The organism is Candidatus Accumulibacter phosphatis (assembly GCF_000024165.1).
Taxonomy (GTDB): Bacteria; Pseudomonadota; Gammaproteobacteria; order Burkholderiales; family Rhodocyclaceae; genus Accumulibacter; species Accumulibacter phosphatis.
Genome location: NC_013193.1, coordinates 87,579 through 112,808 on the forward strand (window position 1 = coordinate 87,579; position 25,230 = coordinate 112,808).

Genomic DNA, 25,230 nt, shown 5'->3' on the forward strand with positions numbered 1-25,230 from the left:
GAACTGTAATCATTCACTCCCCTACGCGGTTGCCGGGATGGCGGGGATCGTGGGGAGCTGCAAGCCTTTGCGGGCGGCGGCGATGACGGTGCCGAGGTACTGCCAGGCGGATGCTCCGCGACGGCGACAGGTTTCGATGAGGCTGGCGAGGAAAGCGAAGGCGCGGGATCCCTCTTCAGAGCGTGTGCCGTGGCTGATGGTGCGCGAAATCACCCAGTGCCGAAGCGCCTGTTCCGCGGCGTTGTTGGAAAGCGGCAGGTGGGGCTCGGCAACGGGACGCAGGATCACGTCCCAGTCGTAGAGGAATTCGCGCACGACGCTACGCAGCACCGAGTGGTCATCCATCCGATGGGCTTCGCACAGGTGCCGCAGTCGCTCAATCTCGTTCGCGTAGCGGGCCGGGAGTCCTTCCGGCGGCGGATCGATCCGCGCCGCGTAGATGGCGGCCATCAGCGTCTTCATGATGCCTTCCATCTCTTGCCCCACCCCGGAGACTCGCGCGTCGCTCGATTCGGCCAGCCCTCTCAGTTTGCGCAGCAGGTGCGGCCAGCAACGCAAGCGGTTTGCCCAGGCGCGATAGACGCCGTAGCCATCGCTGATGAGCAGGCCGGCAAAGCCGTCCTGCAGGGCGTTCTCCAGCATTTCCCGGCTGCGTGGGCCGATCAGGAACAGCACCGTGTGGGTCGTCACCAATGCCCACAGCCACAGCAGCGTGCCGGACTCCGGCCACGAGGTCTCATCGACATGCAGTTGCGCTGCCTGCACGATGTCGGCCACCAGGGCGTCCTCCAGCGGCAGACTGGCGCGGCCCGCTTCCCGGATGGTTTCGTCGATGACGCCCGTACTCAGCGTCAAGTCGAACAGTTCCATCAGCAATTCGCGAATGCTCGCCCGCGACAGGCGCATGCGCACCGCCAGCAGGACGATCACCCCGGCCAGCCGGGGACCCACGAGACGCCATTCCCCGAGCTCAACCTTCTCCCATTGCCCGTCGGCCGGCGCCCGCCAAGCTTGCGCACGGCTGACATGGCCGCAGGAGCAGCTCACTTCAAGCAGCGTGTGACGGGTGACGCTGAACGTCAACCCGATCAGGCTCTCGACCGGCGGCGCAATGTCGACTTCGTCCCAAGCCGTGTAAGCCTGCGACGCGGCATCCGCCGACAACACTGCCGCACAAGCGGCGCAGATCTCGGGACGGTGCTCGCACCGGGCGGTGATCGCCAGCTTCTGACTGCGACCATGACCTGGACTGCCCGGTTGCTTGCCGGGCCGCTTCCCAGACCCCTTCTTGGCCGATTGCCGCTGCCCATCAACCGGTGGAGCCTGTTCCGTCTCTTCCGTAGAGCTTCCAGCCGTCTCCGCGGCGACGTCGGCATTGCCGCGCTCGTCCGCCGCGCCATTCTGTTCCTCCGAGCCACCTGTCTTCGCCCAGGGCGGTTGGCTGGTCGGCGGACGCGAGCTGTTGTCCGGGTTCTGATTCAGCCGATCCTGCAACTCCTTTACGTCGTGCAACAGCCGCTTCGACACTTCCAGCAAAAGCTCCGCCGGCAGCTTCTTCAGCCACTCGTCGTTCATCTGGAACAGGTCATGTTTGCTCAGGTGCATCGTGCCGCGTCTGTCAGGTCGTCTGCAAGTTCCGCAACTATGCCATACAAATCATCAGGCTGGCAGCTTTTCTTAAGGGGGTGTGAACGATTACGCAGAACTCGGTGTTGGTAATCCAAACTATCGAGGGTGCATGCCTTCCAATACTTGATGGAGAAAAAGCCTACGGCAGCCCACCATGCCCCTGTTTGCCCAGGTTGATCCAGAGAAAACGACGGTGTTCGCTCAAGGAGTTCCTTGATCGGGGAAAACTGCGTGGAAACCATCCTTTCCAAACAGTCGAGATTCACGTCAACCAGCCGGGCAACCAAATCCAAATGGAGGTCGGAGGGTACATTGAAGATAGCGAACGAATTGTGTGCGGACATGATTTGCTCCCTGCGGCACGATCAAGGCTCATTGCCTCGTAGGGAGAGTTTGCCTGTGGGTAGCTGTCGCCCCAATAACGGGAGGATTACAATTCGGTCACTGTTTCGTCAGCGTGTTGTCGTGCCGATCGCAGAGAGTATTACTTCTTACGTCTGGGCGCTTAGCCCCAGAAGGACTTGTTGCCTCAGCCTCTCGAATCCGCTGCAGAAACTTGCCACTGTGGGTCATCGGGGCAGTTCAGTTTGTCAGCGACAATCCGACGCACATAAGCCAGCGCGGATGCCTTGCCCCGCGTAAGCCGCAACAAAACCGCCTTTGCCAAATCGAAGGCATCGCGATGATGGTCTCTCAATCCAGTGGTGAGCACCACAAGAATGGCAATCGCAACCTCAAACGGTCGCATTGAGTCATCTTTTTTGGGCAATTTTTCCCTTTATAGTGCTTTGTTCGCACCATCCGCTATTGGATGCCAACCTTCCGCTGCTCAGCCCGTACATAGGCGGTGACGAGGGCGACGTCGTCCGGCGTTACCCCTTTCACCGGGGCCATGTCGCCGAATTTCCAGTGATGGGCCCGCACACCGTTGGCCACGGCCAACTGGAATGCCGCATCGGCATGATGTGACGGCTCATAAATCTTGTGCAGCAGGGGCGGCCCCCTTTTCCGATCCCTTCAAGTCGCCGCCATGACAGCCCGCACAGTGGTTGGCGAACAGCGCCTTGCCCATGCCGGGATTGGGCATTAGGCCGGGGCCGGGTTTGGGAATGCTCCAGCCTTGAGCCAGGGCTAGGCTTGGCAGCATCGCCACAAGAAGCGATGCAGGAATCCAAAACAAGCTTGTGCCTCATTGCTCCATTCCCCGTTTGATTCGCCACTGCTTGACCAAAGCGTAGATGGCTGGGATGACCGCGAGCGTCAGCACCGTCGACGAGATCATCCCGCCGACCATCGGCGCCGCAATGCGGCTCATGACTTCGGAGCCTGTCCCCGTGCCCCACATGATTGGCAGCAGGCCCGCCATGATTGCCACCACCGTCATCATTTTCGGGCGAACCCGTTCCACGGCGCCTTCCATGATGGCCTCGTAGAGATCGTGCAGCGTTGGGGCCTGATTATCCGTCCGACGTTTGGCTTTCAACGCTTCCCAAGCATGATCGAGATAAATCAGCATGATCACCCCGGTTTCCGCCGCGACCCCGGCCAAGGCGATGAAGCCCACGGCGACGGCGACCGACAGGTTGTAGCCGAGCCACCACATCAGCCAGACGCCGCCGACCAGCGCAAAAGGCACCGAGAGCATGACGATCAGCGTTTCGGTGAGGCGCTTGAAGTTGAGGTAGAGCAGCAGGAAGATCGACAGCAGCGTCACCGGGATGACGATTTTCATCTTCTCGATAGCCCGTTCCATGTACTCGAACTGGCCGCTCCAGGTGACGTAGTAGCCGGGCGGGAAGCTGACCTGTTCGGCGACCGCCTTCTTGGCGTCGGCGACGTAGCTGCCGATGTCGCGGTCGCGGATGTCGACGAAGATATAGGCTGAGAGCAGCGCGTTCTCGGTGCGGATCGACGGCGCGCCCTTGGCGACGCCCACCCTGGCCAGTTGCCCGAGCGGAATCATCGCGCCGTCCATGGTCGGGATCAGCACTTCGCGGGCGATCTGCTGCGGGTCGGAACGCAATTCGCGCGGATAGCGCACGCTGACGCCGAAGCGTTCGCGGCCCTCGACCGTGGTCGTCACCATTTCGCCGCCGAGCGCCGTGCCGATCACGTCCTGCAGGTCGCCGACGGCCAGGCCGTAGCGCGCCAGCTGTTCGCGGTCCGGTTCGATGTTCAGGTAGAAGCCGCCGGTGATGCGTTCGGCGTAGGCGCTGGTCGTTCCGGGAACGGCTTTGACGACGGCTTCGATTTCCCTGGCAACCTTTTCCATTTCGCCGAGATCCTTGCCGAAGACCTTGATGCCGATCGGCGTGCGGATGCCGGTGGACAGCATGTCGATGCGCGCCTTGATCGGCATCGTCCAGGAATTGGCGACGCCGGGGAATTGCAGGGCCTTGTCGAGTTCGGCAATCAACTTGTCGGTGGTCAGGCCCGGGCGCCATTCGGACTCCGGCTTCAGGTTGATTACCGTCTCGAACATCTCGGTCGGCGCCGGATCGGTCGCCGTATTGGCGCGCCCGGCCTTGCCATAGACCGAAGTAACCTCGGGAAAGCTCTTGATGATCTTGTTCTGCGTCTGCAGCAGCTCGGCGGCCTTGGTGATCGACATGCCGGGCAAGGACGCCGGCATGTAAAGCAGCGAACCTTCGTTGAGCGTCGGCATGAACTCCGAGCCGAGTTGAGAGGCCGGGTAAATCGAGGCCACCAAGGCGACGACGGCAGCAACGATGGTCGTTTTCTTCCAGCGCATGATGCCGGCGATGATCGGCCGGTAGACCCAGATCAGGAAGCGATTCACCGGATTCTTCGCTTCCGGCATGATCTTGCCGCGGATGAACAGCATCATCAGCACCGGCACCAGCGTCACCGACAGCAGCGCCGCGCCGGCCATCGAGAAGGTCTTGGTGTAGGCGAGCGGCGAGAACAGCCGCCCTTCCTGGCCTTCGAGGGCGAACACCGGCAGGAAGGAGACGGTGATGATGAGCAAGGAAAAGAACAGCGCCGGGCCGACTTCCTTACAGGCGGCGAGCATCGCATCAGCGCGCTCGGCGGTGGTATGCCCTTCGGGCAGGCGTTCCAAGTGTTTATGGGCGTTCTCGATCATCACGATGGCGGCGTCGATCATGGCGCCAATGGCGATGGCAATGCCTCCCAGGCTCATCAGATTGGAGTTCAGGCCCAGCGATCGCATGGCGATGAAAGCGATCAGCACGCCGACCGGCAACATCAGGATGGCGACCAGCGCGCTGCGCACGTGCATCAGGAAGACGATGCAGACCAGCGCGACGATGACCGCTTCCTCAATCAGCGTCCGTTTCAACGTGTCGATGGCGCGGTGTATCAGTTCGGAACGGTCGTACACCGTCTCGACGGTGACGCCGGCCGGCAAGCCGCCGCCGATTTCGTCGATCTTGGCTTTCAGGTTATGGATGACCTCCAGCGCGTTGGCGCCATAGCGCGCCATGGCGATGCCCGACACAACTTCGCCTTCACCGTTGAGTTCGGTCAGGCCGCGCCGTTCATCAGGCACCAGTTCGACGCGAGCGATGTCGCGGATCAGCACTGGCGTGCCCTTGTCGCTTTTGACGACTAGCATTTCAAGATCGCTTTTGCCGCGCAGGTAGCCCTTGCCGCGCACCATGTACTCGGTTTCGGCCATCTCGACGACGCGTCCGCCGACATCGCGGTTCGAGTCGCGGATGACCTGTGCCACCTTCATCAGCGGAATGCCGTAGGAACGCAGCTTGACCGGGTCGACGGTGACCTGGTAGGTCTGAACGAAGCCGCCGATCGAGGCCACTTCGGCGACACCATGGGCCTTGGTCAGTTGATAGCGGACGTACCAATCCTGAATGGTGCGCAGTTCGGCCAGCGTCTTGTCTTTGGCGAGCAACGCGTACTGGTAAACCCAGCCGACGCCGGTGGCGTCCGGCCCAAGCGACGGCGTGACGCCCTTCGGCATGCGGCTGGAGGCGAAATTGAGATATTCAAGGACGCGCGAGCGCGCCCAGTAGATGTCGGTGCCATCCTCGAAAATGATGTACACGAAGGAGGCGCCGAAGAACGAAAAACCGCGCACCACCTTTGATTTCGGCACCGACAGCATGGCTGTAGTGAGCGGATAGGTGACCTGATCCTCGACGACCTGGGGCGCCTGGCCGGGATACTCGGTATAGACGATGACCTGCACGTCCGAGAGGTCAGGCAAGGCATCGATCGGCGTGCGCAATACGGCATAAATGCCGGCGATAGTGATGAATAGGGTGGCGAACAAGACCAGGAAGCGGTTCCGGCCCGACCATCCGATAATATTGGCCAACATGGGGCGACTCTCCGTGGTTCTCGGTCAGTGACCGGCGTGCGGGTTGGCGCCGACGGCCGGCGTGCCGGCTCCCTGGTTTGCTGGCAGCGGCTTGACGGCCGTAATCACCCATTCGCCGGGCTGCCGCTCGACGAACTCGACGGCGACTTTGGCCCCCGGTTTCAGCCCTTGCAGCAGCGATGCGTTGGCGGCCTTGAACTCCATGGTCATGGTCGGCCATTTGAGGCTGGCGACCGGGCCGTGATTGAGACTGATCGTGCCGGCTGCCGCGTCAATGCCATCCACCGTACCTTCGGCCTGGTGGCTGGATCCTTTGGCGGCTGCCTGTCCGGGCACTGCCGGTTTTCCGTCCGTCGGGGCGGCACCGTGGGCGGCGTGGCCGAAACCGCCGACCGCTGCCTTGAGGTTGCTCTCGGCATCGATCAGGAAGTTGGCAGCGACCACCACCTGCTCGCCATCTTTGACACCCTCCAGCACTTCGACATGATTGTCGCTGCGGCCACCGAGCTTGATTTCGCGTGGCTCGAAGCGACCTTCGCCTTGCTGGATCAGCACGATCTGGCGGGCACCGCTGTCGATTACGGCGGAGGTCGGCAGCGTGACAACCTGGCCTTTGGCACCCACCGGCAGTTCGACCTGGGCGAACATCGACGGCTTGAGCAGCAGCCCCGGATTGGCCAGTTCGACGCGAACCGGTACCGTGCGCGTCTGGGCGTTCAAGGTCGGATAGACATAGCTGATCGTGCCTTCGAAGGTCTTGTCCGGGTAGGCGTTGATCCTGACCTTGGCCTTGGCCCCAGTCCTGACCTGGCCGATGTCCTGCTCAAACACGTCGGCGACCACCCAGACGGCCGACAGGTCTGCCACTTGGTAAAGCGCCTCGCCCGGCATGAAACGCATGCCCTGTAGCGCCTTCTTCTCGGTGACGATGCCGGAAACCGGCGAGCGGAAAGTCAGCGTGCGCCGCGCTTCGCCGGACTTGGCCAAGGCCTTGACCTGCTCCTCCGAAATATCCCAGTTCTTCAGGCGTAACAGGCTGGAATCGGCCAGTTGCTTCATGCCATCCCGCGCTGGGCCGTCGGCTTCCTTCAGCGATTCGACGCCTTGGGCGGCAATCGCGTATTCGCGCTGGGCGGAAACCAGTTCCGGGCTGTAGACCTCGAACAGCGGCTGCCCCTTGCCGACCGGCTGGCCGGTGACATTGACGTGCAGGCGCTCGACGTAGCCCTCGAACTTGGGAGAGATCGCATAGATACGGCGCTCGTCCGGTTCGATACGACCGGCGGCGCGGACCACCTTGTCAAGGACGCGCAATTGGGCGGCTTCCGTCCGCACACCCAGTTTCTGCACCTTCTCGGTACTGATCTTGATCTGGTTGGCAGATGCCGGTTCGTCATCCTGCTCTCCCTCATAGACCGCGATGTAATCCATCCCCATCGGATCTTTCTTGGGCACAGGCGAAGTGTCGGGCAGCCCCATCGGATTGCGGTAGAAGAGCAGCTTTTTCTCTTTCTTGGCCGGCTCGGCTGAGGCGCTGGCGACCGATGCTGCATCGCCATGGGAAGCGTCACCACGTCCGCCCAGCCAGTAACCACTACCGGCTGCCATGGCAACCGCAATAACGCCGACGGTCAGTCCCGCACCCTTGTTCATAGATCTTCCCCTAAAAGACGTTCGATTTCGGCCAGACGCATCTGGGCGTCGACTTGAGCCTTAAGCTGGTCTTGTCTGGCCTGCCGGATTTGGCGCTGGGAATCTAGCAACGTGGCGAAATCCACCTTGCCGGTCTCGTAGCCGGCCAGTGCCGCCTTGAAGGTCAATTCGGCCTGCGGCAGCAGACTGTTTGTCAGCAGGTTTTCCGTGCGACGGGCGGCTTCGATGCCGGACAGGGCCTCGGCCAGTTCGGCGGAGACCTGGTTGGTGGTGGCTTCCTTGCGCGAGCGGGCGGCATTGAGCATCGACTCGGATTCCCGCTCCTGCGACCGCCGCGAAGACTGTTGCAGCGGGATATTCACTTCGAACATCAACTCCCATTCCTTGATGGAGTTCTGGTACTGGATGGGGGATACGCCCAGCGTAAAGTCGGGATAGCGGTTTTTGTAGGTCAGGTCGCGAGATTTCTCGGCAGCCTTGATTTTCGATTCGTCGGCGAACAGTTGCGGGTTGCGGGTGCGCACGCGCTCTTCCAGCGTGGCGTAATCCAGCGTCACCGGCGCCGGCAGCTTGCGCAACTGGGTTGGCACCTGCAACGGCGCATTGTTTGGGCGGGCCAGCAAGGCGTTCAGCCGGGCATGCAGGTGGTGCTGTTCGGTTTCCAAGGCAATCAACTCGTTGCGCATGTTGGTCTGCTCGACCTGGGCTCGGATGACATCCTGCTGTGCCGCCAGGCCGCCGGAATAGCGTACCTGGGCGACTTTTTCCAGGCGGGTCATCAGGTCGAGGATTTCCCGGGTCAATTGCTCATTGCGGTGCACGTAATAAAGCTGGGCGAAATTGACTTTGATCCGCCCGGCCACATCTGCCCAGGTGCCCAGCGCACGACCCTTGGCTCCGTCGGCTTCAAGCTCTGCAATCTCGCGCTTCAGGTCGCGCTTGCCAAACCAGGGAATGTCCTGCATCAGCAGGTAACGGGTGCTGCCGACGCGACTTGGGGAAAGCGTTGCGCTTTGTTCGCCCATCCGGGTGATGTCGCGCAATTCAGTACGGAATTTCGGGTCGGGCAAGGCACCAGCTGGCGTCACCCGCTCGCCCGATGCTTCGGCCTCGGCCTGCATCGCGGCGTACTCCGGATTGCGCGTCTTGGCGTAATTGATCAGGGTGTCGACGTTCGCACCGAGGGCGGCCTCCTGGGCAAGAACGGGCGCGCCAGAGGCGGTGGCAAGCGCCAGGATCAAAATGGATAACGGCCTGAGTCGGCGCATGCGACCTCCTGAAATATTCATTTTGTGGAGCATGCTGGCAGCGAGATGGAATCACCCTCTCGCCGCCAGTCGATCTTGCTATTTGGTTGGTTCGAAATGGACGACGGTGATGGCACCTTTCACGGTGTCGGCCATGAAGCGAATCTTATCGCCGGACTTCATTTGGTCCAACCAGGCGGCATTTGAAACCTTGAAGACCATGGTCATCGCCGGCATGTTCAGGTTGGTCAACGGGCCGTGCGACAAGGTCACCTTGCCAGCGGCCTTGTCCACTTTTTTGACCTGGCCGTCGACCATTTGCATTTCAGCGGACGCGGCGGCCGGTGCAGCCATGGCATGGCCGGCGTGGTTGCCTGCAGCCTGGACCGAAACGGCTCCGAGAGATGCAATGGCCATCAGGGAGGCGGTGATGAGTGTTTTCATGGGTTTCTCCTATTGGGATCAATGTTTGGCAAAGATGCTGGCTTCACCGCCGGACTGGACCAGCAGCGTGTTGTAGGGAACGGGTTTCGAACTTTCCATGCCTGGCGAACCGGGGGGCATCGAAGGCACCGCGATGCCAAGGGCTTTCGGCTTTTCCTTGAGCAGGCGCTGGATGTCGCCAGCAGGCACATGGCCCTCGACCACATAACCGGCTACCTTGGCGGTATGGCAGGAGCCGAGGCGGTCTGGCATCCCCAGTCGCTTCCGGGTTGCCGGGACGTCCATGACATTGTGCGCGCGAACCTCGAAGCCCGCGTCCTTCAGGTGGTCAATCCACTTGCCGCAGCAATCGCAGTTCGGGTTCTTGTAGACATCGACCATTTCGCCTGCCGTTGCGACGGAGGAAAGGCCGGCACCGAAGGCTGTGATCAAGGCGAGAACAAGGACGTGGTTACGCATGGCGAGGCTCCTGGTTGAATCGAGTGGCGTCAGCAGTATGGATAGGCAATGCCAACAATTAGCTGTCCCGCTGATTACATTTGTGTAATGTTGGGCCGCCTAGGGAACCGCTGATCAATGGACCTCAACACGCGCAAAGGCCCCTCCAAGTCGGCAAACCGAGCGCTCGCGGTCAGGCGTCGCGCCGTACCGGCCGATTTCTCCGGGGTTCAAAGCCTCGTCCTGGCCTTTGCCGCTCCTTTTCGGGGCCCTTCGCCGTGCTCAGGACGCATCTTGGCTGTGAAGGGCCAGAAGCTGTCGCTTGGCGATGACCAGATTGGCCAGCGCAAAGAGGATGTGCAACTGGGTGTTACGTCCGCCCCTGTGAAAGGCCTGTAGTGGGTTGGCTATCCCGCTAACGGCGAGGAAGAAAGCAGGAACGGAGCCGGAAGGAGAGTGGGACGGGGAAGGTCAAGGAAGGGCTGGGACAGCTCTGCTATCGTGGGAAGCTTGACGACCACCCGGAGAGAAAGGAGCCCAGCCCATGCAACGAATTGTAGCCGGCATCAGCACGCTTGAGCAGCACCTGGAGACGGTGAAGGGGAAGCGCGAGGTCTATCGACCGCCGTCGTGTCCGCACTGCGGAATCAAGCTCCTGTGTCAGCACGGGTACTACTACCGGAAGGCCGATCGGCGAGTGCAGCGGCCCTCGCTCAACCCGGTGCCGATCTGCCGTTACCGCTGTGGCGGTTGCCGGCGCACCTGTTCGCGCCTCCCCGAGTGCATTGCCCCACGGCGTTGGTACGACTGGTCGGTGCAACAGAACGCCCTGTCGGCTCGACTCGACGGCCGGCCTGTCGGCGGCGGTGGCGACGACGGACAGCCTGCCGTGCGCAGTACCGGTCGCTGGTGGGCCTGGCTCCAGGCTCGCGGACCGATCTTCGCGTTTTCTCTGCGTTGCCGCTTTCGCGAGCTGGGTCGGGCGAGTGACTTCACGGGGTTCTGGCGCCAGGTGTTCGCCACGCTCGGCCTGCCACGAGCCATGGCCTGGCTGGACCGGGAGATGAGCGTCCCATGATCGGCTGATCCCCAAACGGCGGCAGACAGTGGGGGCCCCGCCCGGGCGGGGCCCCCACACACTTTGCGACTGTCATTGACGCGGCGATTGCGCTTTGATGGCGACTCCCATTTTTCACGAGGAGTGGTCATGAACGAAATCGATCCGCAAGCCCTGTTTCGCTTCTCCGTCCTGGGTCCGCTGATCAGTCGGCAGCGGCTGGCGCGGGGTGAGCTGCAAAAGAGCCTGCGTGAGCTGGCAACGCGCGAGTACGTCATCCCCGGCACCGATCGGCGCTTGCTCGGCGAGAAGACGATCGAGGGGTGGTACTACCGCTACCGCGCGCGCGGCCTCGATGGGCTGATCCCGAAGGTGCGTGCCGATCGCGGCCAGTCGAAACTGTCGGCGTCCGTCCAGGCGGCTATTCTCGCCGCCAAGCGCGAGAATCCCCGGCGCTCGATTCGCCAGATCCAGCGCGTGCTCGAGATCGGCGGCATCGTCGCGCGGGGCACCCTGTCGCGCTCGAGTCTCCACCGCCTGCTCCAGCAACACGGTCTGTCGCGGCTCCCCGGCTCGGCGAGCCTGCCCGAGGAGAAACGCAGCTTCGTCGCCGCCTGCGCCGGTGAGCTCTGGTACAGCGACGTGATGCACGGCCCACGCGTGCCGATCGGCGGTCGTTTGGGCAAGAGCTATCTGGTGTCGCTCTTCGACGACGCGTCCCGGCTCGTCGCTCACGGCGCCTTCTGCCGCGGCGAGACGGCGCTGGACATTGAAGGCGTCCTCAAGCAGGCGCTCCTCAAACGGGGCGTACCGGTCAAGCTAGTCGTCGATAACGGTGCCGCCTATGTCGCGCAGACGCTACAGGGGATCTGCGCGCGTTTGGGCATCGTCCTGGTCCATTGTCGGCCCTACGCGCCCGAGAGCAAGGGGAAGATCGAGCGCTGGCACCGGACCTGCCGCGATCAGTTTCTCAGCGAGGTCGAGGAACGCCATGTCCTGAGTCTGGACGATCTCAACGCGCGGCTGTGGGCCTGGCTGGAGCAGGTCTATCACCGCACCCCGCATGACGGCCTTGAGGGCCAGACGCCGCTCGCTCGGTATCAGCAGGATCTGCCGAAGATCCGTTTGCTGGGGCCACTGGCGGCGACGCTCGATACGCTGTTCCTGCACCGCGTCCGCCGTTTGGTGCGCAAGGATGGCACGGTGTCGTATCAGGGCGGGCGCTTCGAGGTGCCTTTCGAACTGACGGGCAAGACCGTTTGCCTGCGCGTCGATCCGCACACCGAGACGGTGGTCGGCGTCGAGAACGACGCCGGCGAGTTGATCGGCCGGGCGACACCGCTCGATGCGTTGGCCAATCGCGATCGGCGGCGACGTCAGCCGGACCCGGTGGCGGCCGTACCGGTCAAGCGCCCCGCTGGGCCGAATCTGGTCGAGCTGGTGTATGAGCAGTACTACGGCCGCCAAGGAGACTGAAGATGGAACTGCAACACTTTGGGCTGCGCCACTCGCCGTTGGGCAAGGAGACCCGCGAGTTGTGGGACGACGGGATGCTCACGCGCTTGCGCGAGCGCTTCCAGTGGTTGCTGCAATCGCCGGGGATCGGGCTGCTCACCGGCGAGGCGGGAGTGGGCAAGACGGCAGCGCTGCGGGCGGTGACGGCGACGCTCAATCCGCATCGCTATCAGGTGATCTACCACGCGGAGACGGACTTCGGCCGCCTCGATCTGTATCGGTGCCTGGCGCAGTCGCTGGGCCTGGCACCGAGCTATCGGCGGGCGCTGTTGTGGCGGGAGATCAAGGCGCATATCCACCATCTGGCGGATGGCAAGCAACTCCTGCCGGTGTGGATCCTCGACGAGGCACAGAATCTGCCGCCGGACTTCTTCCGCGATTTCCCGGCCTTCCTCAACTTCGCTTTCGACTCGCGCGATCTGATGAGTGTCTGGCTGGTCGGCCATCCGGTGCTCGCGCAGACGCTGCAACGCGCCCCATATGCGGCGCTCGCCGGACGCATTCAGGCGCGCGTGCACTTGACGCCGGTGTTCGAGCGCGAGCGCTTTGCGCGACTGATCGAGCATGGGCTGAAGAGCGCCGGCAACTCGTCTACGCTGCTCACCGATTCCGGCATGGAGATCTTGCGCCAAGCGAGCAAGGGGCTGCCCCGGAATGCGGCGCGTATCCTGCGCACCGCCATGCGTCTGGCGCTGCCGCGCGGGCTCAATCATCTGCCCGACGAACTGTTGCAACTGGCCATCGAGGAACTCCGATGAGCCGCCGTCGTCACGCTGGCTTCCCCGAGGGTCTCTCCGACGAAGCCGCCGCGGCGCTTTGCGACTTCCTCTTCCAACTCGCCACCGCCTGCGAGAGTCACTATCTCGTGCAACTGCGCCGCCATCACGATCGCCAAAGGAATCTGTACGATCCCGAGGACCCCTGGCGCTTTCCGCCTAACGCTCCCCGATCCCGATAGGCCCCTTGTCCCACCCTGTCGCCGGAGCCAGTCCTCCCGGCGACAGCGTGGGACTTTCGGCTTGTCTCACCCCGAAATAGCTCGGGACAAAGAATCCAGAATAGGGCGGGACGTAACACTGGGCCGTGTTCTTCTTCAGTCCCTTGTAGCGGACCTTGCGATGGCTGAAGAGGTTCTTCACGATGTGAAAGGGGTGCTCGACCTTCGAGCGGATGCTCGCCTTGACCGATTCCAGGCGCCGCAGCAGTGGGCCAAGCTGGCTCTCCTTCGGGATCGCCTTCAGCTTGCTGCGCTTGGTCGCCACCTGCCAGTCGATGTCCCGGTCTTTCAACTCTTCGCGCTTCTCGACACCGGTGTAACCGGCATCCAGATACACGGTCGTCTCTTCGCCGTGCAGCACTTCGGCGGTCTGCGTCACGTCGGCGGCGTTCGCCGCCGTTCCGACCACCGTATGCACCAGCCCGCTCTCGGCATCGACCCCGATGTGCGCTTTCATGCCGAAGTGCCACTGGTTGCCCTTCTTCGTCTGGTGCATCTCCGGATCGCGGGCCTTCGCTTCGTTCTTCACCGACGGCGGTGCGGCAAGGATCGTCGCATCGGCAATCGTTCCCTCGCGCATCATCAGCCCCTTGGCCGTCAGTTGCGCGTTGATCGCCGCGAAGATGGCCTTCGACAGGTCCTTCTCTTCCAGCAAGTGGCGAAACTGCAGCAGCGTCGTCGCATCCGGCACCGCCTCTCGCGACAGATCGATCCGCACGAATCCCCGCAACGCCTGGCTGTCGGTGATCGCATCCTCTACCCCCTCGTCCGACAGGCCGTAGCATTGCTGGACCAGGTACACCCGCAGCATGCGCTCCAGCCCGATCGGCGGCCGGCCGCGCTTCCCTTTCGGGTAGTACGGTTCGATGATCGCCAGCACGTCTTGCCAGGGGATGACCCGTTCCCTGTCGGCAAGAAAGCGCTCGCGTCTGGTTACCGGCCTCTTCGCGGCAAACTCGGCTTCCGAAAAGCTGATCTGCTTCACTGGCACAATCCCATCGTCAGCGCCGGGCACATCATACCAGCGGCATCGTCCACCGCGACGATTAAGTCAATGATTCTCTTGTTCGTCCCATGGTCATGGCTGCCATGGTGGTGACTGTCGGCCTTTTTGCTCTTGCTCACCGGCAGTTTCGGCATCTCGGCGGCCGGCTTTGCTTCGTGGTCGTCATGTACGAAACCTTTCAAAAACGTAACGCGTAGGTCAGCGTCCTGTTGGTATCGGACTCATAAGATGGCATCGCGGTTGGACGAAATGAGTCCGACACGATTAACCCGATGTCACAAGGAGAGAACCATGAAAACGAATTTTTCCAAACTTGCCCTGATCGCTGCGATCGGCCTCGCTGCCGCCGGAACGAGCTACGCGCACGAAGATTATTCCGAAGCCCGCATCGACCACTGGCTGCGCCACGTTTCGGAAAGCCAGAGCGCTCCGACGGCCAATCAACTGGCTCCGTTCGGCTACGCCGCCACGAAAAATGCCGACCGTGAGGTCAGCCTGCCCAGCGGTGGCAAGTATTTCAACGTCACGCGCCTGGAAACTCTCAAGCTCAATGTCGGTGGCAAGAGTGTTGTCTGGACCTTCGATACGCTCGGCACGGCGGCCTTTCCGCTCTCCAAGATCGTACCGGAAGCCGACGGCATCACAGTCTATCTAACCGAGAACCATTTCTACCAAGGCAGTTGATCAGCCTGACAGATGAGTGACGAACTTGTCACTTACTGGATGGCAAATTGTCAGGATCAACACCCTACTATTCATACTGCAGTACAACTTCTTGAGGAGATTGAAATGATGAAAAAAATGCTGATGGTTGCCCTGATGAGCGCGGTCTCGGTGACCGCATTCGCATCCGATGCCGCTCGTGCTGCTGCAAAGCAAGTGATTGAGCTGAAGGATGGCTCGACGGTCTACATTTTCAAGGATGGGAAAATGGGCATGGAGGACAAACTCGGTCGTTCGATTCGCATGAAGAAAGACACCGTGATGGAAACCAAGGATGGTCAGAAGATCATCATGCACGGCGACGAAGTCATGCGCCTCGACAACCTGTTGAAGGAAGGTCATACGGGCGGTTGATTTCCCACGTCACGTGAATGCAGCGGCTCCTTCGGGGGCCGTTTTCATTTTGAGGCACCGTTCAAGCATCACCTTCAATTCCAGTATCCATTGGGCGTGATCTCTGGACTGGCCTTGCTCGTATAGCCTCAGAGCAATCTGTCGGAAGACGGCATAGATCGCCGGGTCGAAATGCTGGCCTGTTTCCCGTTCCATGATGTTCAGTGTCTCTTCCAAGGACGACACTGGTTTACATGGGCGAACAGAGCGAACGCGAGAACACCGTCAGCGCGTAATCATTCACTCCCCTACGCGGTTGCCGGGATGGCGGGGATCGTGGGGAGCTGCAAGCCTTTGCGGGCGGCGGCGATGACGGTGCCGAGGTACTGCCAGGCGGATGCTCCGCGACGGCGACAGGTTTCGATGAGGCTGGCGAGGAAAGCGAAGGCGCGGGATCCCTCTTCAGAGCGTGTGCCGTGGCTGATGGTGCGCGAAATCACCCAGTGCCGAAGCGCCTGTTCCGCGGCGTTGTTGGAAAGCGGCAGGTGGGGCTCGGCAACGGGACGCAGGATCACGTCCCAGTCGTAGAGGAATTCGCGCACGACGCTACGCAGCACCGAGTGGTCATCCATCCGATGGGCTTCGCACAGGTGCCGCAGTCGCTCAATCTCGTTCGCGTAGCGGGCCGGGAGTCCTTCCGGCGGCGGATCGATCCGCGCCGCGTAGATGGCGGCCATCAGCGTCTTCATGATGCCTTCCATCTCTTGCCCCACCCCGGAGACTCGCGCGTCGCTCGATTCGGCCAGCCCTCTCAGTTTGCGCAGCAGGTGCGGCCAGCAACGCAAGCGGTTTGCCCAGGCGCGATAGACGCCGTAGCCATCGCTGATGAGCAGGCCGGCAAAGCCGTCCTGCAGGGCGTTCTCCAGCATTTCCCGGCTGCGTGGGCCGATCAGGAACAGCACCGTGTGGGTCGTCACCAATGCCCACAGCCACAGCAGCGTGCCGGACTCCGGCCACGAGGTCTCATCGACATGCAGTTGCGCTGCCTGCACGATGTCGGCCACCAGGGCGTCCTCCAGCGGCAGACTGGCGCGGCCCGCTTCCCGGATGGTTTCGTCGATGACGCCCGTACTCAGCGTCAAGTCGAACAGTTCCATCAGCAATTCGCGAATGCTCGCCCGCGACAGGCGCATGCGCACCGCCAGCAGGACGATCACCCCGGCCAGCCGGGGACCCACGAGACGCCATTCCCCGAGCTCAACCTTCTCCCATTGCCCGTCGGCCGGCGCCCGCCAAGCTTGCGCACGGCTGACATGGCCGCAGGAGCAGCTCACTTCAAGCAGCGTGTGACGGGTGACGCTGAACGTCAACCCGATCAGGCTCTCGACCGGCGGCGCAATGTCGACTTCGTCCCAAGCCGTGTAAGCCTGCGACGCGGCATCCGCCGACAACACTGCCGCACAAGCGGCGCAGATCTCGGGACGGTGCTCGCACCGGGCGGTGATCGCCAGCTTCTGACTGCGACCATGACCTGGACTGCCCGGTTGCTTGCCGGGCCGCTTCCCAGACCCCTTCTTGGCCGATTGCCGCTGCCCATCAACCGGTGGAGCCTGTTCCGTCTCTTCCGTAGAGCTTCCAGCCGTCTCCGCGGCGACGTCGGCATTGCCGCGCTCGTCCGCCGCGCCATTCTGTTCCTCCGAGCCACCTGTCTTCGCCCAGGGCGGTTGGCTGGTCGGCGGACGCGAGCTGTTGTCCGGGTTCTGATTCAGCCGATCCTGCAACTCCTTTACGTCGTGCAACAGCCGCTTCGACACTTCCAGCAAAAGCTCCGCCGGCAGCTTCTTCAGCCACTCGTCGTTCATCTGGAACAGGTCATGTTTGCTCAGGTGCATCGTGCCGCGTCTGTCAGGTCGTCTGCAAGTTCCGCAACTATGCCATACAAATCATCAGGCTGGCAGCTTTTCTTAAGGGGGTGTGAACGATTACGTCAGCGCGGTCGTCAGCGAGCGCCTCGCCTCGCGCGGACACGCCACCGTCAGCGCCCGCGTCGACCGCCGCCGCGAGGCGACACTGAACTTCGCCATCGGCGCCGCCGTCGCGCAGCGGCGGGGAATCGTCCCCGGCGCCAGTGTGCCGCTGCGACTGCAGAAGCCAGCGATCCGCCTGCTGCCCGGCGATGTGGCGATTGCCGGACAGGCGGGAACTTCCGGCAAGGGGCAATCCCCATGAGCGGTGCCGTGCCCGGACAAAGCATACCGTTACCGGGAAGAGATGTCGGAGATCCGTGGCGACGCGCCCGATGGGGGATCGTGGTGGCGGCAAACCGCCGACAGCAGACGATCGCGGTCCGCGAGAGCAGCCGTTCACCGCATCACCCGGCAACACGGAAGCCACCGTTCGCAATTCGGCCCAGTGGGAGCGAAGCTCCAATTTGAGGCCATATAAGCATTTGCTGTTCCTTAATAGGCCGATTCTGACAAACGGCGCCCTTCCTCCTGCTCTCAAAACACTGTCGGTCCAGCCGGCACGCGGGCATTGCTTTTCCACGATCAGTGCGGCACCAGTTCCATCCGGTCGTTTGCCAGGTCGAGGTAGGACGGGTCACCGCGGCAGACCCACCCCAGCATCTGGCCTGGCGGTTCCGGCCGCCGACGGAATTGCGCGAGCGTCTTGTCGTATTGCATGCTGCTGGTGGTCGAGCGCTCGATGCGCGGGAAGTGCTCGTGCAGACCGGCCAGCACCGTCTCGCCGATGTTGGCGCGGAAGGCGGTTACCTGCTGGTCGGGCCGATCGCCAGAACGAAGTAGCACCCCTGGTCCACCACTCGCGTCATAACGTCGTTGCACTTCAGAGTTGAATCTGCCTCCTCGATAAATCGCTTCATTCCTGCACCTCCGTACAGGAATTAACGCACCACGCCCTAGCAGCCTGTCGGACTTTCGGCTTGCTCCCCACCGGATATGCTATAATCATGCCTTTTGAAGCAACCGAGGGCCGGCATGTCCCACTTCATCGTCACCGACCGTAAGACCGACTACCTGCTACCGCCGTCACTGGACGATTGGCTGAACCAGGATCACCTGGCGCGATTCATCGTGGAGGTAGTCGACCAGCTGGACCTGTCGAAGCTGACGCGACAGTACGCTGGACGTGGATCGAAGGCGTACCATCCGGCGACCCTGCTGGCAATTCTGGTCTATGGCTACGCCACGGGTATTTTCTCCAGCCGCAGGCTGGAGCGGGCAACCTACGATTCGGTAGCCTTCCGCTACATTGCCGCCGGAAGCCATCCCGATCACGACAGCCTGGCGACGTTCCGCCGGCGTTTTCTGGACGAACTGAGCGACCTGTTTCTGCAGGTCCTGGCGATGGCCAAGGAAATGAAGCTGCTCAAGCTAGGTAACGTCTGTCTTGACGGCACGAAGATCGACGCCAACGCCTCAAGGCACAGCGCGCTCTCCCACGGACACATCGAAAAGCTGGAAGCCCAGCTCAAGGCTGAGGTGCAGGAACTCTTCAGCTTGGCGGAACAGGCGGATCAAGCCGACGTTCCGGACGGCGTCAGCCTGCCCGAAGAAATCAAGCGTCGTGAAGATCGGCTGGCGGCGATGGCAGTGGCCAAGGCGAAGATTGCTGCCCGGGCCGAAGAGCGTTATCAGCGAGAGAAAGCCGATTACGACGAGAAAATGGCGCGGCGCGCGGCCAAGGAAGAAGCGGCCGGCAAGAAGTTGGGCGGCAAGCCGCCGAAAGCCCCCGAGCCCGGCGCACGGGACAGTGACCAGATCAATCTGACCGACGAAGAATCGCGCATCATGCCGGTGGCCGGTGGCGGCTTCGAACAAGCGTACAACGCCCAGGCCGGGGTTGATGCGGCGACGATGCTGGTTGTGGCGGTCGGCGTGACGCAAGCCCCCAATGACAAAGAGCAGGTCGAGCCGATGCTGGCGACGCTCAAGGCACAAGCCGAGGTGCTGGGTCCCGTGGAAAGTTTGATCGCCGACAGTGGCTTCTGCAGCGAGAAGAACATCAAGGCATGCGAGGCCGCCAGTATCGATCCGGTGATCGCGGTGGCTCGCGACGAGCACCACCCTGACTGGCGGGAGCGGCACAGCGAACCGGCGCCGCTGCCGGAGAATGCGACACCCGTGCAGGCCCTGTCGCATCGCTTGAAGACCAAAGCGGGACGAGCCCTCTATGCCTTGCGCAAGCAGACCGTCGAGCCGGTCTTCGGTATCATCAAATCGGTCATGGGCTTTCGCCAGTTCTCGCTGCGCGGTTTGAAGAAGGTCACGGGCGAGTGGACGCTGGTCTGCCTGGCGTGGAACTTGAAGCGCATGGCCAAATTGCGCCCACAGTAGGGAAAACGAGGAGAAAACCGTCCAAAAGGCCGCAAAGTCGAGAAAATCCGGCCTTTTCATTCCGCATTGTGAAATTTGGCGGTTTTCTAAACCTCAAGTCCGACAGGCTGCTAGTTTGGAGTACACAGCCAAGGGGTTTTCACACAGCCTCGGTCGCAAGGGCAACTGTTGGGACAACGCACCGATGGAAAAGCTGCTGGGATTCACTGAAGACTGAACTGGTGCATCACTGTCGCTTCGCGACCCGCGAGCAGGCCAAACGCGAGATCACGGAATACATCGAGATCTTCTACAACCGCATCCGAGAGCAGGCTCGACTCGGCCATCTGTCGCCCACCGCTTTCAGTCAGCAATACTATGCAATGCAGATGGCCGCTTAACCCGTCGGACTCTACGATTTGCAACCGACCTCAATATCACCGGGTACGGTTGTGCAGACGAAGTGGGGGCCGATTATATCACCCGCCCCCGTTCGCCCGATTTGCCCCGGATCAGAACAGGAAAGCCTGTTTTTCCGACGCAGCCGCGGGCTGATTGTCGGCCCCGAAGACGCGGAGCTGACGCGGCCGGAACCAGACCTGCTGGCCGACCACCAGTTGCAGCGCCTCGTGGCGCTCGCGCGACAGTTCGACTTCGACGATTACCCGCCCATGCAGTAACTCGATACGGACCACCGGTCCGATCGGATGCACATGCTGCACAGTCGCCTCTAGGCTGCCTTCGGCAATCGAGTGGGTGATGTCGATATCGTGCGGCCGGACGAAGGCGGTGGCCCGCTCCGGCTTCTCGCGGCACTCGACTTCGGCGTAACCTCCCTGCACCCGGCTATGGAAGACGTTCACGTTGCCGAGGAACTGGTACACGAAGGGCGAGGCGGGGCTGGAATACACCTCGTCCGGCGAGCCGATCTGCTCGATCTTGCCGTGGTTCATGACCACCACGCGATCGGCGACTTCCAGCGCTTCTTCCTGGTCGTGGGTGACGAACACCGACGAGATGTGCATGTCGTCGTGCAGGCGGCGCAGCCAACGGCGCAGTTCCTTGCGTACCTTGGTGTCGAGCGCGCCGAAGGGCTCGTCGAGCAGCAGCACCTTGGGCTCGACGGCGAGGGCGCGGGCCAGTGCAATCCGCTGCCGTTGGCCACCGGAGAGTTGCGACGGATAACGATCCGCCAGCCAGTCGAGCTGGACCAGGCCGAGCAGTTCCATGACCCGGCGCTTGATCTCGGCATCGGACGGGCGCTCCTTGCGCGGCTTGACGCGCAGGCCGAAGGCGACATTCTCGAATACCGTCATGTGGCGGACAGCGCGTAATGCTGGAAGACGAAACCGACATTGCGCTCGCGGGCGTGCACATGGGTCGCTTCGGCGCCGGAGAACAGGATCTCGCCCTGATCGGCGGTTTCCATGCCGGCGATGATGCGCAGCAAGGTCGTCTTGCCGCAACCGGAGGGGCCGAGCAGCGCGACCAGCTCTCCGGTCGGGATATCGAGGTTGATGTTGTCGAGCGCGACGAAATTGCCGAAGCGCTTGGAGATGTTGCGGATTTCGATGCTCATGAAGTTTTCTCGCCGGGGAGTTCAGCGTTCAGCATGTCGGTCTCGGCCTTCATGCGCCATTCGACGATGGTCTTGGCCACCAGCGTCACCAGTGCCAGCAGGGCCAGCACGGAGGCGGCGGCGAAGGCGCCGATCGCGTTGTATTCGTTGTAGAGGATCTCGACGTGCAGCGGCAGCGTGTTGGTCTCGCCGCGGATGTGGCCGGAAACCACCGACACCGCGCCGAATTCGCCCATCGCCCGGGCGTTCGACAGGATCACGCCGTAGAGCAGGCCCCACTTGATATTGGGCAGGGTGACGCGCCAGAACATCTGCCAGCCGGAGGCGCCGAGCGAGATTGCCGCCTCTTCCTCGTCCTTGCCCTGCGACTGCATCAGCGGGATCAGCTCGCGGGCGATGAAGGGGAAGGTGATGAACAGGGTGGCGAGAATCATGCCCGGCACGGCGAAGATGATCTTGACGTCCTTGGCCGCCAGCAACCCGCCGAAATAGCCCTGCGAGCCGAACATGAGGATGAAGATCAGGCCGGCGACCACCGGCGACACCGCGAAGGGCAGGTCGATCAGCGTGATCAGCAGGCTCTTGCCCTTGAACTCGAACTTGGCGATGGCCCAGGCCGCAGCGACGCCGAACAGGATGTTGAAGGGCAGCACGGCCAGCGCAATGACGATGGTCAGCCAGATCGCCGAACGGGTTTCCGATTCCTTCAGCGCCTCAAGATAGATCGGCAGGCCCTGCGCCAGCGCTTCGACGAAAACCGCGACCAGCGGCAACCCGAGGAAGAAGAACAGGAAGCCGAGGCCAACCGTCAGCAGCGTGTAACGCACCCAGGCCGGTTCCTGCGTGGCGCGTGTCAGTTTGTTGCTACTCATGCCGCACCCGCCTTGGTCTTGCCGGCAGCCACTTCCAGCGGCTCACTGTTTTTGTGCCGATTGGCTGCCCACCATTGCAGCGCATTGATGACCAGCAGCAGCACGAAGGAAATGGCCAGCATGACCACGGCCAGCGCCGTGGCGCCGAGCACGTCGTACTGCTCCAGCTTGGAGATGATCAGCAGCGGCACGATTTCGGAAATCAGCGGCAGGTTGCCGGCGATGAAGATGACCGAGCCGAATTCGCCGAGCGCCCGGGCAAAGGCCAGCGCGAAGCCGGTGAGCAAGGCCGGGCCGATGGCCGGGAAAATCGCTTTTACGAAGGTCTGCCAGCGCGAGGCGCCGAGCGAGGCGGCTGCCTCCTCGACTTCGGTTTCGATATCCTCGATCACCGGCTGCAAGGTGCGGACGACGAAGGGCAGGGTAATGAAGGTCAGGGCGACGATGATGCCGAGCGGCGTATAGGCCACCTTGACCCCCAGTGGCTCAAGGTACTGCCCCAACCAGCCGTTGCCGGCGTAAAGCGTGGCCAGCGTGATGCCGGCCACCGCTGTCGGCAGCGCGAATGGCAGATCGACCAGCGCATCGACGAAGCGCTTGCCGGGAAAAGAATAGCGAACGAGGATCCAGGCTACGATCAGCCCGAAGAAGGCATTGATCGACGCGGCCAGCAACGACGACACGAAGGTGACACGAAAGGCCGCCAGCGAGCGTTCGCCGAGCGCGATGTCGAGAATCTGGCCGAAACCGAGTTCGGACGCCTTGAGTATCATGCCGCCGAGGGGCAGCAGGATCAGTAACGAGAGATAGACCAGCGTATAGCCCAGCGCCAGACCGAAGCCAGGCAACACGCGTTGGGATTTTGCGGACATGAGTATTCTTGTTTTTTTGGCCAAATTCTCCGGTCGACCGCAGCAAAGCCTCAGGCCGGGCAGAACCCGGCCGGCTTTGGCGGGCGGGCGAACGCTTACTTGGCGACGTAAATCTGGTCGAAAGTGCCGCCATCCTTGAAGTGGGTGGCAAATGCCTTGTTGGCACCGCCGAACACCTCATCGACGGTGAATGTCTTCACCGGCGGGAAGAACGCCGCATACTTCTTCAGCAGCTCGGCGTCACGCGGCCGCAGGTAGTTCTGCGCGGCGTTCTCCTGGCCTTCTTTGGACCACAGGTACTCCAGGTAAGCCGTGGCCTGCTTGCGCGTTCCCTTCTTGTCCACCACCTTCTCGACGACAGCGACCGGGAACTCGGTCTGCATGGTCAGGCTGGGATAGACCACCTCGAAATTGCCCTTGCCGAATTCCTTGGCGATCATTTCGGCTTCGGATTCAAAGGTGATCAACGCATCGCCCATGCCACGCTGCATGAAGGTCGTTGTCGCGTCACGGCCACCGGCGGCGAACAGCGGAGCGTTCTTCAACAGCTTGCCGACGAATTCCTGCGCCGTTTTGTCGCTGCCGCCCGGTTGCTTGAGCGCCCAAGCCCAGGCCGACAGATAGGTATTGCGGCCGTTGCCGGTGTTCTTCGGGTGCGGCATGATGACCTGAACACCCGGCGCTGCCAGGTCGGCCCAATCCTTCAGGGCCTTGGGATTGCCCTTGCGCACGATGAAGACCATCGCCGATGTGTAGGGCGAAGCGTTGTTCGGGAACTTCTTTGCCCAGTCCTTGGCGACCAGACCTTTCTCGGCCAAGAACTCGATATCGTTGGCCTGATTCATCGTCACCACGTCGGCCTCCAGCCCGTCGGCCACGGCCCGCACCTGCTTGGTCGAGCCGCCGTGCGACTGCTTCAACTCCACGCTTTCGCCAGCGTTGGCTTTCCAGTGCTTCTGGAACATCGGGTTGTAGTCCTTGTAGACATCGCGCGCGACGTCGTAGGACGCGTTGAGCAGCGTGGCATCTGCCAGGGCGGCCCCGGCAACCAGGCTGAGCAGAACGGTAGCTATCGATTTACGGAAATGGGTCATGATTCACCTCGCTATGGATGGCCGCTAATCTAGCGGAGTCACTTATAACCACAAAGACGGTTTTTGAATTTGCTTATAACCCGGCAATCAAATAGCCGGTAATGCTGCATATTGGACGGCGGAATGTTTGAAATAAGCCATAACCCGTTCCGGTGTTTTGCTGAGGCACTCCATGAATCGGCTCGCCTTTTGCAATGAGGCAGGTTGGAAAAGATGGAGTCCGACGGATCGTGTAATTTGACGATTAGGAGGACACAGGCTTACCCAGAATCAGTCGAAGCGAACAGCAATCTGCTTCCCATCAGATTTTGTACAAACCCCGGCGGGGTCTTGGCCCGGCCCCCAAGTCAGTAGGCATCGAATCGTCTCCCCATTGGGGGCACGTAGTACCGGCGATGCCGAACTCCTTAGGTGATCTCTATCCACGCCGCTGGCAATTCGGTCGTAATGTTTGCCAGGGCCATACAACTTACGCATTTCTGCTAGGTCTTGATGACGCCTAATCTCAAATCCTCGCCCCTCATATCGTGCTCCTTCGAGTTCCAGAACCATGACCGGCACCTGTGTGCCGTCGTGGCTAAAGGAGCCAGTGACGGGTGAGGACTCGTTCACCGATTCCAGCTGATGGGTATGCCCGGCACAACCGGAAAGTGTCACGCCCAAGATACAAGTGGGGAGTATTTTTGCAACCGCAGACATGCGACCCTCCTTCTATTTCAACACGAAGCGAACCGTTGCTGTGGCTTTGCCCGGCACGGATACCAACGCGACAATCTTGCTGTTGGCAAATTTGAAACTGCCTGTGGCTTCCAGTTGCTGGCCTACCGGTTTCAACTCGACTTCCTGCTTATCAGCACCGACGAGGATGGTCAGCTTGGCGTTGGACTTCGAGACATCCACCGGCTTGCCATGATCGCGCAAATGCAACTGAATCAAATCCGGCTTGACCACCAGTTCGTAATCCACATCCTTGACCTCGCTGACGACGCCGCCGTGAAGCGGCTTGCGTTCGTGGCCATGGTCGTGACCACCGGCGGCGAAGGCAAGGCCGGACATGGAGAAGGCAAAAGCGGCGAGAAAATAAATCGGTTTCATGGGATTTCCTTTCGT

General features: G+C 61.8%; 24 protein-coding genes and 3 pseudogenes. 9 read left to right on the plus strand and 18 right to left on the minus strand.

Annotation, left to right across the window (positions count from 1 at the left end):
* Window positions 1-21: 21 nt before the first annotated feature.
* The 8 genes and pseudogenes from tnpC (CAP2UW1_RS22585) to CAP2UW1_RS22615 all read right to left on the minus strand — a co-directional run bounded on the left by tnpC (CAP2UW1_RS22585) (window position 22) and on the right by CAP2UW1_RS22615 (window position 9,756).
* On the minus strand, window positions 22-1,605 hold the full coding sequence (tnpC, locus tag CAP2UW1_RS22585) for an IS66 family transposase (RefSeq protein ID WP_012806762.1): 1,584 nt from the start codon (window positions 1,603-1,605) through the stop codon (window positions 22-24).
* Window positions 1,596-1,973, minus strand: a complete 378-nt coding sequence (locus CAP2UW1_RS25855; RefSeq protein WP_199931757.1) for a hypothetical protein — start codon at window positions 1,971-1,973, stop codon at window positions 1,596-1,598. Before CAP2UW1_RS25855 ends, tnpC (CAP2UW1_RS22585) begins: the two co-directional genes overlap by 10 nt.
* A 460-nt stretch (window positions 1,974-2,433) precedes the next feature.
* Window positions 2,434-2,776: pseudogene (locus CAP2UW1_RS22590) on the minus strand (c-type cytochrome).
* Window positions 2,777-2,818: 42 nt separating this feature from the next.
* A complete protein-coding gene (locus tag CAP2UW1_RS22595) occupies window positions 2,819-5,953 on the minus strand; it encodes an efflux RND transporter permease subunit (RefSeq protein ID WP_012806763.1) in 3,135 nt (1,044 codons plus the stop codon).
* Between the two features lie 24 nt (window positions 5,954-5,977).
* Window positions 5,978-7,606, minus strand: a complete 1,629-nt coding sequence (locus CAP2UW1_RS22600) for an efflux RND transporter periplasmic adaptor subunit (protein ID WP_012806764.1) — start codon at window positions 7,604-7,606, stop codon at window positions 5,978-5,980.
* On the minus strand, window positions 7,603-8,874 hold the full coding sequence (locus tag CAP2UW1_RS22605; RefSeq protein ID WP_012806765.1) for a TolC family protein: 1,272 nt from the start codon (window positions 8,872-8,874) through the stop codon (window positions 7,603-7,605). The genes CAP2UW1_RS22600 and CAP2UW1_RS22605 overlap by 4 nt, the downstream gene beginning before the upstream one ends.
* A 78-nt stretch (window positions 8,875-8,952) precedes the next feature.
* Window positions 8,953-9,297, minus strand: a complete 345-nt coding sequence (locus CAP2UW1_RS22610; RefSeq protein ID WP_012806766.1) for a copper-binding protein — start codon at window positions 9,295-9,297, stop codon at window positions 8,953-8,955.
* A gap of 18 nt (window positions 9,298-9,315) precedes the next feature.
* Window positions 9,316-9,756: a DUF411 domain-containing protein gene (locus CAP2UW1_RS22615; RefSeq protein WP_012806767.1), complete on the minus strand. Its 441-nt coding sequence runs from the start codon at window positions 9,754-9,756 to the stop codon at window positions 9,316-9,318.
* A 523-nt stretch (window positions 9,757-10,279) separates the two neighbouring features.
* Here CAP2UW1_RS22615 and CAP2UW1_RS22625 point away from each other — a divergent pair.
* From CAP2UW1_RS22625 to CAP2UW1_RS24945, 4 genes are all read left to right on the plus strand, one after another.
* Window positions 10,280-10,813, plus strand: coding sequence for a DUF6431 domain-containing protein (locus CAP2UW1_RS22625; protein ID WP_012806769.1), 534 nt, complete (start codon window positions 10,280-10,282; stop codon window positions 10,811-10,813).
* A gap of 129 nt (window positions 10,814-10,942) precedes the next feature.
* Entirely contained in the window at window positions 10,943-12,268 is a 1,326-nt protein-coding gene (locus CAP2UW1_RS22630; RefSeq protein WP_012806770.1) for a DDE-type integrase/transposase/recombinase, read from the plus strand.
* Between the two features lie 2 nt (window positions 12,269-12,270).
* Window positions 12,271-13,065, plus strand: a complete 795-nt coding sequence (locus CAP2UW1_RS22635; protein ID WP_012806771.1) for an ExeA family protein — start codon at window positions 12,271-12,273, stop codon at window positions 13,063-13,065.
* The gene (locus tag CAP2UW1_RS24945) at window positions 13,062-13,265 is read left to right on the plus strand and encodes a hypothetical protein (RefSeq protein ID WP_012806772.1); all 204 of its coding nucleotides are present in this window, start codon (window positions 13,062-13,064) and stop codon (window positions 13,263-13,265) included. The genes CAP2UW1_RS22635 and CAP2UW1_RS24945 overlap by 4 nt, the downstream gene beginning before the upstream one ends.
* On the opposite strand, the gene CAP2UW1_RS22640 is transcribed toward CAP2UW1_RS24945, so the two are convergent.
* Entirely contained in the window at window positions 13,243-14,289 is a 1,047-nt protein-coding gene (locus CAP2UW1_RS22640) for an IS5 family transposase (RefSeq protein WP_012806773.1), read from the minus strand. The genes CAP2UW1_RS24945 and CAP2UW1_RS22640 overlap by 23 nt on opposite strands.
* Entirely contained in the window at window positions 14,286-14,492 is a 207-nt protein-coding gene (locus CAP2UW1_RS22645; RefSeq protein WP_041568872.1) for a hypothetical protein, read from the minus strand. The genes CAP2UW1_RS22640 and CAP2UW1_RS22645 overlap by 4 nt, the downstream gene beginning before the upstream one ends.
* A 109-nt stretch (window positions 14,493-14,601) precedes the next feature.
* On the opposite strand from CAP2UW1_RS22645, the gene CAP2UW1_RS22650 reads away from it, so the two are divergent.
* Together CAP2UW1_RS22650 and copK are read left to right on the plus strand one after the other, a co-directional pair.
* On the plus strand, window positions 14,602-14,994 hold the full coding sequence (locus CAP2UW1_RS22650) for a CzcE family metal-binding protein (protein ID WP_012806774.1): 393 nt from the start codon (window positions 14,602-14,604) through the stop codon (window positions 14,992-14,994).
* 105 nt (window positions 14,995-15,099) lie between these two features.
* Window positions 15,100-15,387 carry a periplasmic Cu(I)/Cu(II)-binding protein CopK gene (copK, locus tag CAP2UW1_RS22655; protein ID WP_012806775.1) on the plus strand — a complete coding sequence of 96 codons (288 nt, stop codon included), beginning with the start codon at window positions 15,100-15,102 and terminating at the stop codon, window positions 15,385-15,387.
* 9 nt (window positions 15,388-15,396) lie between these two features.
* Here copK and CAP2UW1_RS22660 read toward each other — a convergent pair whose 3' ends face one another.
* Both CAP2UW1_RS22660 and tnpC (CAP2UW1_RS22665) read right to left on the minus strand, forming a co-directional pair.
* Window positions 15,397-15,603, minus strand: coding sequence for a hypothetical protein (locus CAP2UW1_RS22660; protein WP_412566881.1), 207 nt, complete (start codon window positions 15,601-15,603; stop codon window positions 15,397-15,399).
* Between the two features lie 71 nt (window positions 15,604-15,674).
* Complete coding sequence (gene tnpC, locus CAP2UW1_RS22665; protein ID WP_012806762.1) at window positions 15,675-17,258, minus strand: IS66 family transposase; 1,584 nt, start codon at window positions 17,256-17,258, stop codon at window positions 15,675-15,677.
* A gap of 82 nt (window positions 17,259-17,340) precedes the next feature.
* Between tnpC (CAP2UW1_RS22665) and CAP2UW1_RS22670 the strand changes: the two genes are divergently transcribed.
* A complete protein-coding gene (locus tag CAP2UW1_RS22670) occupies window positions 17,341-17,595 on the plus strand; it encodes a hypothetical protein (RefSeq protein ID WP_012806777.1) in 255 nt (84 codons plus the stop codon).
* A 320-nt stretch (window positions 17,596-17,915) separates the two neighbouring features.
* On the opposite strand, the gene CAP2UW1_RS22675 is transcribed toward CAP2UW1_RS22670, so the two are convergent.
* The gene (locus CAP2UW1_RS22675) at window positions 17,916-18,176 is read right to left on the minus strand and encodes a hypothetical protein (protein ID WP_012806778.1); all 261 of its coding nucleotides are present in this window, start codon (window positions 18,174-18,176) and stop codon (window positions 17,916-17,918) included.
* Between the two features lie 189 nt (window positions 18,177-18,365).
* Here CAP2UW1_RS22675 and CAP2UW1_RS22680 point away from each other — a divergent pair, with 189 nt between their 5' ends.
* Both CAP2UW1_RS22680 and CAP2UW1_RS25860 read left to right on the plus strand, forming a co-directional pair.
* Entirely contained in the window at window positions 18,366-19,724 is a 1,359-nt protein-coding gene (locus tag CAP2UW1_RS22680) for an IS1182 family transposase (protein WP_012806779.1), read from the plus strand.
* 145 nt (window positions 19,725-19,869) lie between these two features.
* Window positions 19,870-20,104 (plus strand): annotated as a pseudogene (locus CAP2UW1_RS25860) (IS3 family transposase); the annotation flags it as partial.
* A gap of 111 nt (window positions 20,105-20,215) precedes the next feature.
* On the opposite strand, the pseudogene CAP2UW1_RS22690 reads toward CAP2UW1_RS25860, so the two are convergent.
* From CAP2UW1_RS22690 to CAP2UW1_RS22710, 5 genes and pseudogenes are all read right to left on the minus strand, one after another.
* A pseudogene (locus tag CAP2UW1_RS22690) lies at window positions 20,216-21,282 on the minus strand (sulfate/molybdate ABC transporter ATP-binding protein).
* Window positions 21,279-22,154, minus strand: a complete 876-nt coding sequence (cysW, locus tag CAP2UW1_RS22695; protein WP_012806780.1) for a sulfate ABC transporter permease subunit CysW — start codon at window positions 22,152-22,154, stop codon at window positions 21,279-21,281. Before cysW ends, CAP2UW1_RS22690 begins: the two are co-directional and overlap by 4 nt.
* Window positions 22,151-23,026, minus strand: a complete 876-nt coding sequence (gene cysT / locus CAP2UW1_RS22700; RefSeq protein WP_012806781.1) for a sulfate ABC transporter permease subunit CysT — start codon at window positions 23,024-23,026, stop codon at window positions 22,151-22,153. Before cysT ends, cysW begins: the two co-directional genes overlap by 4 nt.
* A gap of 95 nt (window positions 23,027-23,121) precedes the next feature.
* Window positions 23,122-24,120, minus strand: a complete 999-nt coding sequence (locus CAP2UW1_RS22705) for a sulfate ABC transporter substrate-binding protein (protein ID WP_012806782.1) — start codon at window positions 24,118-24,120, stop codon at window positions 23,122-23,124.
* Between the two features lie 711 nt (window positions 24,121-24,831).
* Complete coding sequence (locus CAP2UW1_RS22710) at window positions 24,832-25,215, minus strand: hypothetical protein (RefSeq protein WP_012806784.1); 384 nt, start codon at window positions 25,213-25,215, stop codon at window positions 24,832-24,834.
* Window positions 25,216-25,230 lie beyond the last annotated feature (15 nt).

Excerpts from the sequence above, each read along its gene's own strand:
- tnpC (WP_012806762.1), bottom strand. The coding sequence starts at position 1,605 with ATGCACCTGAGCAAACATGACCTGTTCCAGATGAACGACGAGTGGCTG.
- cysT (WP_012806781.1), bottom strand. The coding sequence starts at position 23,026 with ATGTCCGCAAAATCCCAACGCGTGTTGCCTGGCTTCGGTCTGGCGCTG.
- CAP2UW1_RS25855 (WP_199931757.1), bottom strand. The coding sequence starts at position 1,973 with ATGTCCGCACACAATTCGTTCGCTATCTTCAATGTACCCTCCGACCTC.
- cysW (WP_012806780.1), bottom strand. The coding sequence starts at position 22,154 with ATGAGTAGCAACAAACTGACACGCGCCACGCAGGAACCGGCCTGGGTG.
- CAP2UW1_RS22600 (WP_012806764.1), bottom strand. The coding sequence starts at position 7,606 with ATGAACAAGGGTGCGGGACTGACCGTCGGCGTTATTGCGGTTGCCATG.
- CAP2UW1_RS22635 (WP_012806771.1), top strand. The coding sequence starts at position 12,271 with ATGGAACTGCAACACTTTGGGCTGCGCCACTCGCCGTTGGGCAAGGAG.
- CAP2UW1_RS22610 (WP_012806766.1), bottom strand. The coding sequence starts at position 9,297 with ATGAAAACACTCATCACCGCCTCCCTGATGGCCATTGCATCTCTCGGA.
- tnpC (WP_012806762.1), bottom strand. The coding sequence starts at position 17,258 with ATGCACCTGAGCAAACATGACCTGTTCCAGATGAACGACGAGTGGCTG.
- CAP2UW1_RS22710 (WP_012806784.1), bottom strand. The coding sequence starts at position 25,215 with ATGAAACCGATTTATTTTCTCGCCGCTTTTGCCTTCTCCATGTCCGGC.
- CAP2UW1_RS22625 (WP_012806769.1), top strand. The coding sequence starts at position 10,280 with ATGCAACGAATTGTAGCCGGCATCAGCACGCTTGAGCAGCACCTGGAG.
- CAP2UW1_RS22615 (WP_012806767.1), bottom strand. The coding sequence starts at position 9,756 with ATGCGTAACCACGTCCTTGTTCTCGCCTTGATCACAGCCTTCGGTGCC.
- CAP2UW1_RS22630 (WP_012806770.1), top strand. The coding sequence starts at position 10,943 with ATGAACGAAATCGATCCGCAAGCCCTGTTTCGCTTCTCCGTCCTGGGT.
- CAP2UW1_RS22705 (WP_012806782.1), bottom strand. The coding sequence starts at position 24,120 with ATGACCCATTTCCGTAAATCGATAGCTACCGTTCTGCTCAGCCTGGTT.
- CAP2UW1_RS22605 (WP_012806765.1), bottom strand. The coding sequence starts at position 8,874 with ATGCGCCGACTCAGGCCGTTATCCATTTTGATCCTGGCGCTTGCCACC.
- CAP2UW1_RS22595 (WP_012806763.1), bottom strand. The coding sequence starts at position 5,953 with ATGTTGGCCAATATTATCGGATGGTCGGGCCGGAACCGCTTCCTGGTC.
- copK (WP_012806775.1), top strand. The coding sequence starts at position 15,100 with ATGATGAAAAAAATGCTGATGGTTGCCCTGATGAGCGCGGTCTCGGTG.
- CAP2UW1_RS22650 (WP_012806774.1), top strand. The coding sequence starts at position 14,602 with ATGAAAACGAATTTTTCCAAACTTGCCCTGATCGCTGCGATCGGCCTC.
- CAP2UW1_RS24945 (WP_012806772.1), top strand. The coding sequence starts at position 13,062 with ATGAGCCGCCGTCGTCACGCTGGCTTCCCCGAGGGTCTCTCCGACGAA.
- CAP2UW1_RS22680 (WP_012806779.1), top strand. The coding sequence starts at position 18,366 with ATGTCCCACTTCATCGTCACCGACCGTAAGACCGACTACCTGCTACCG.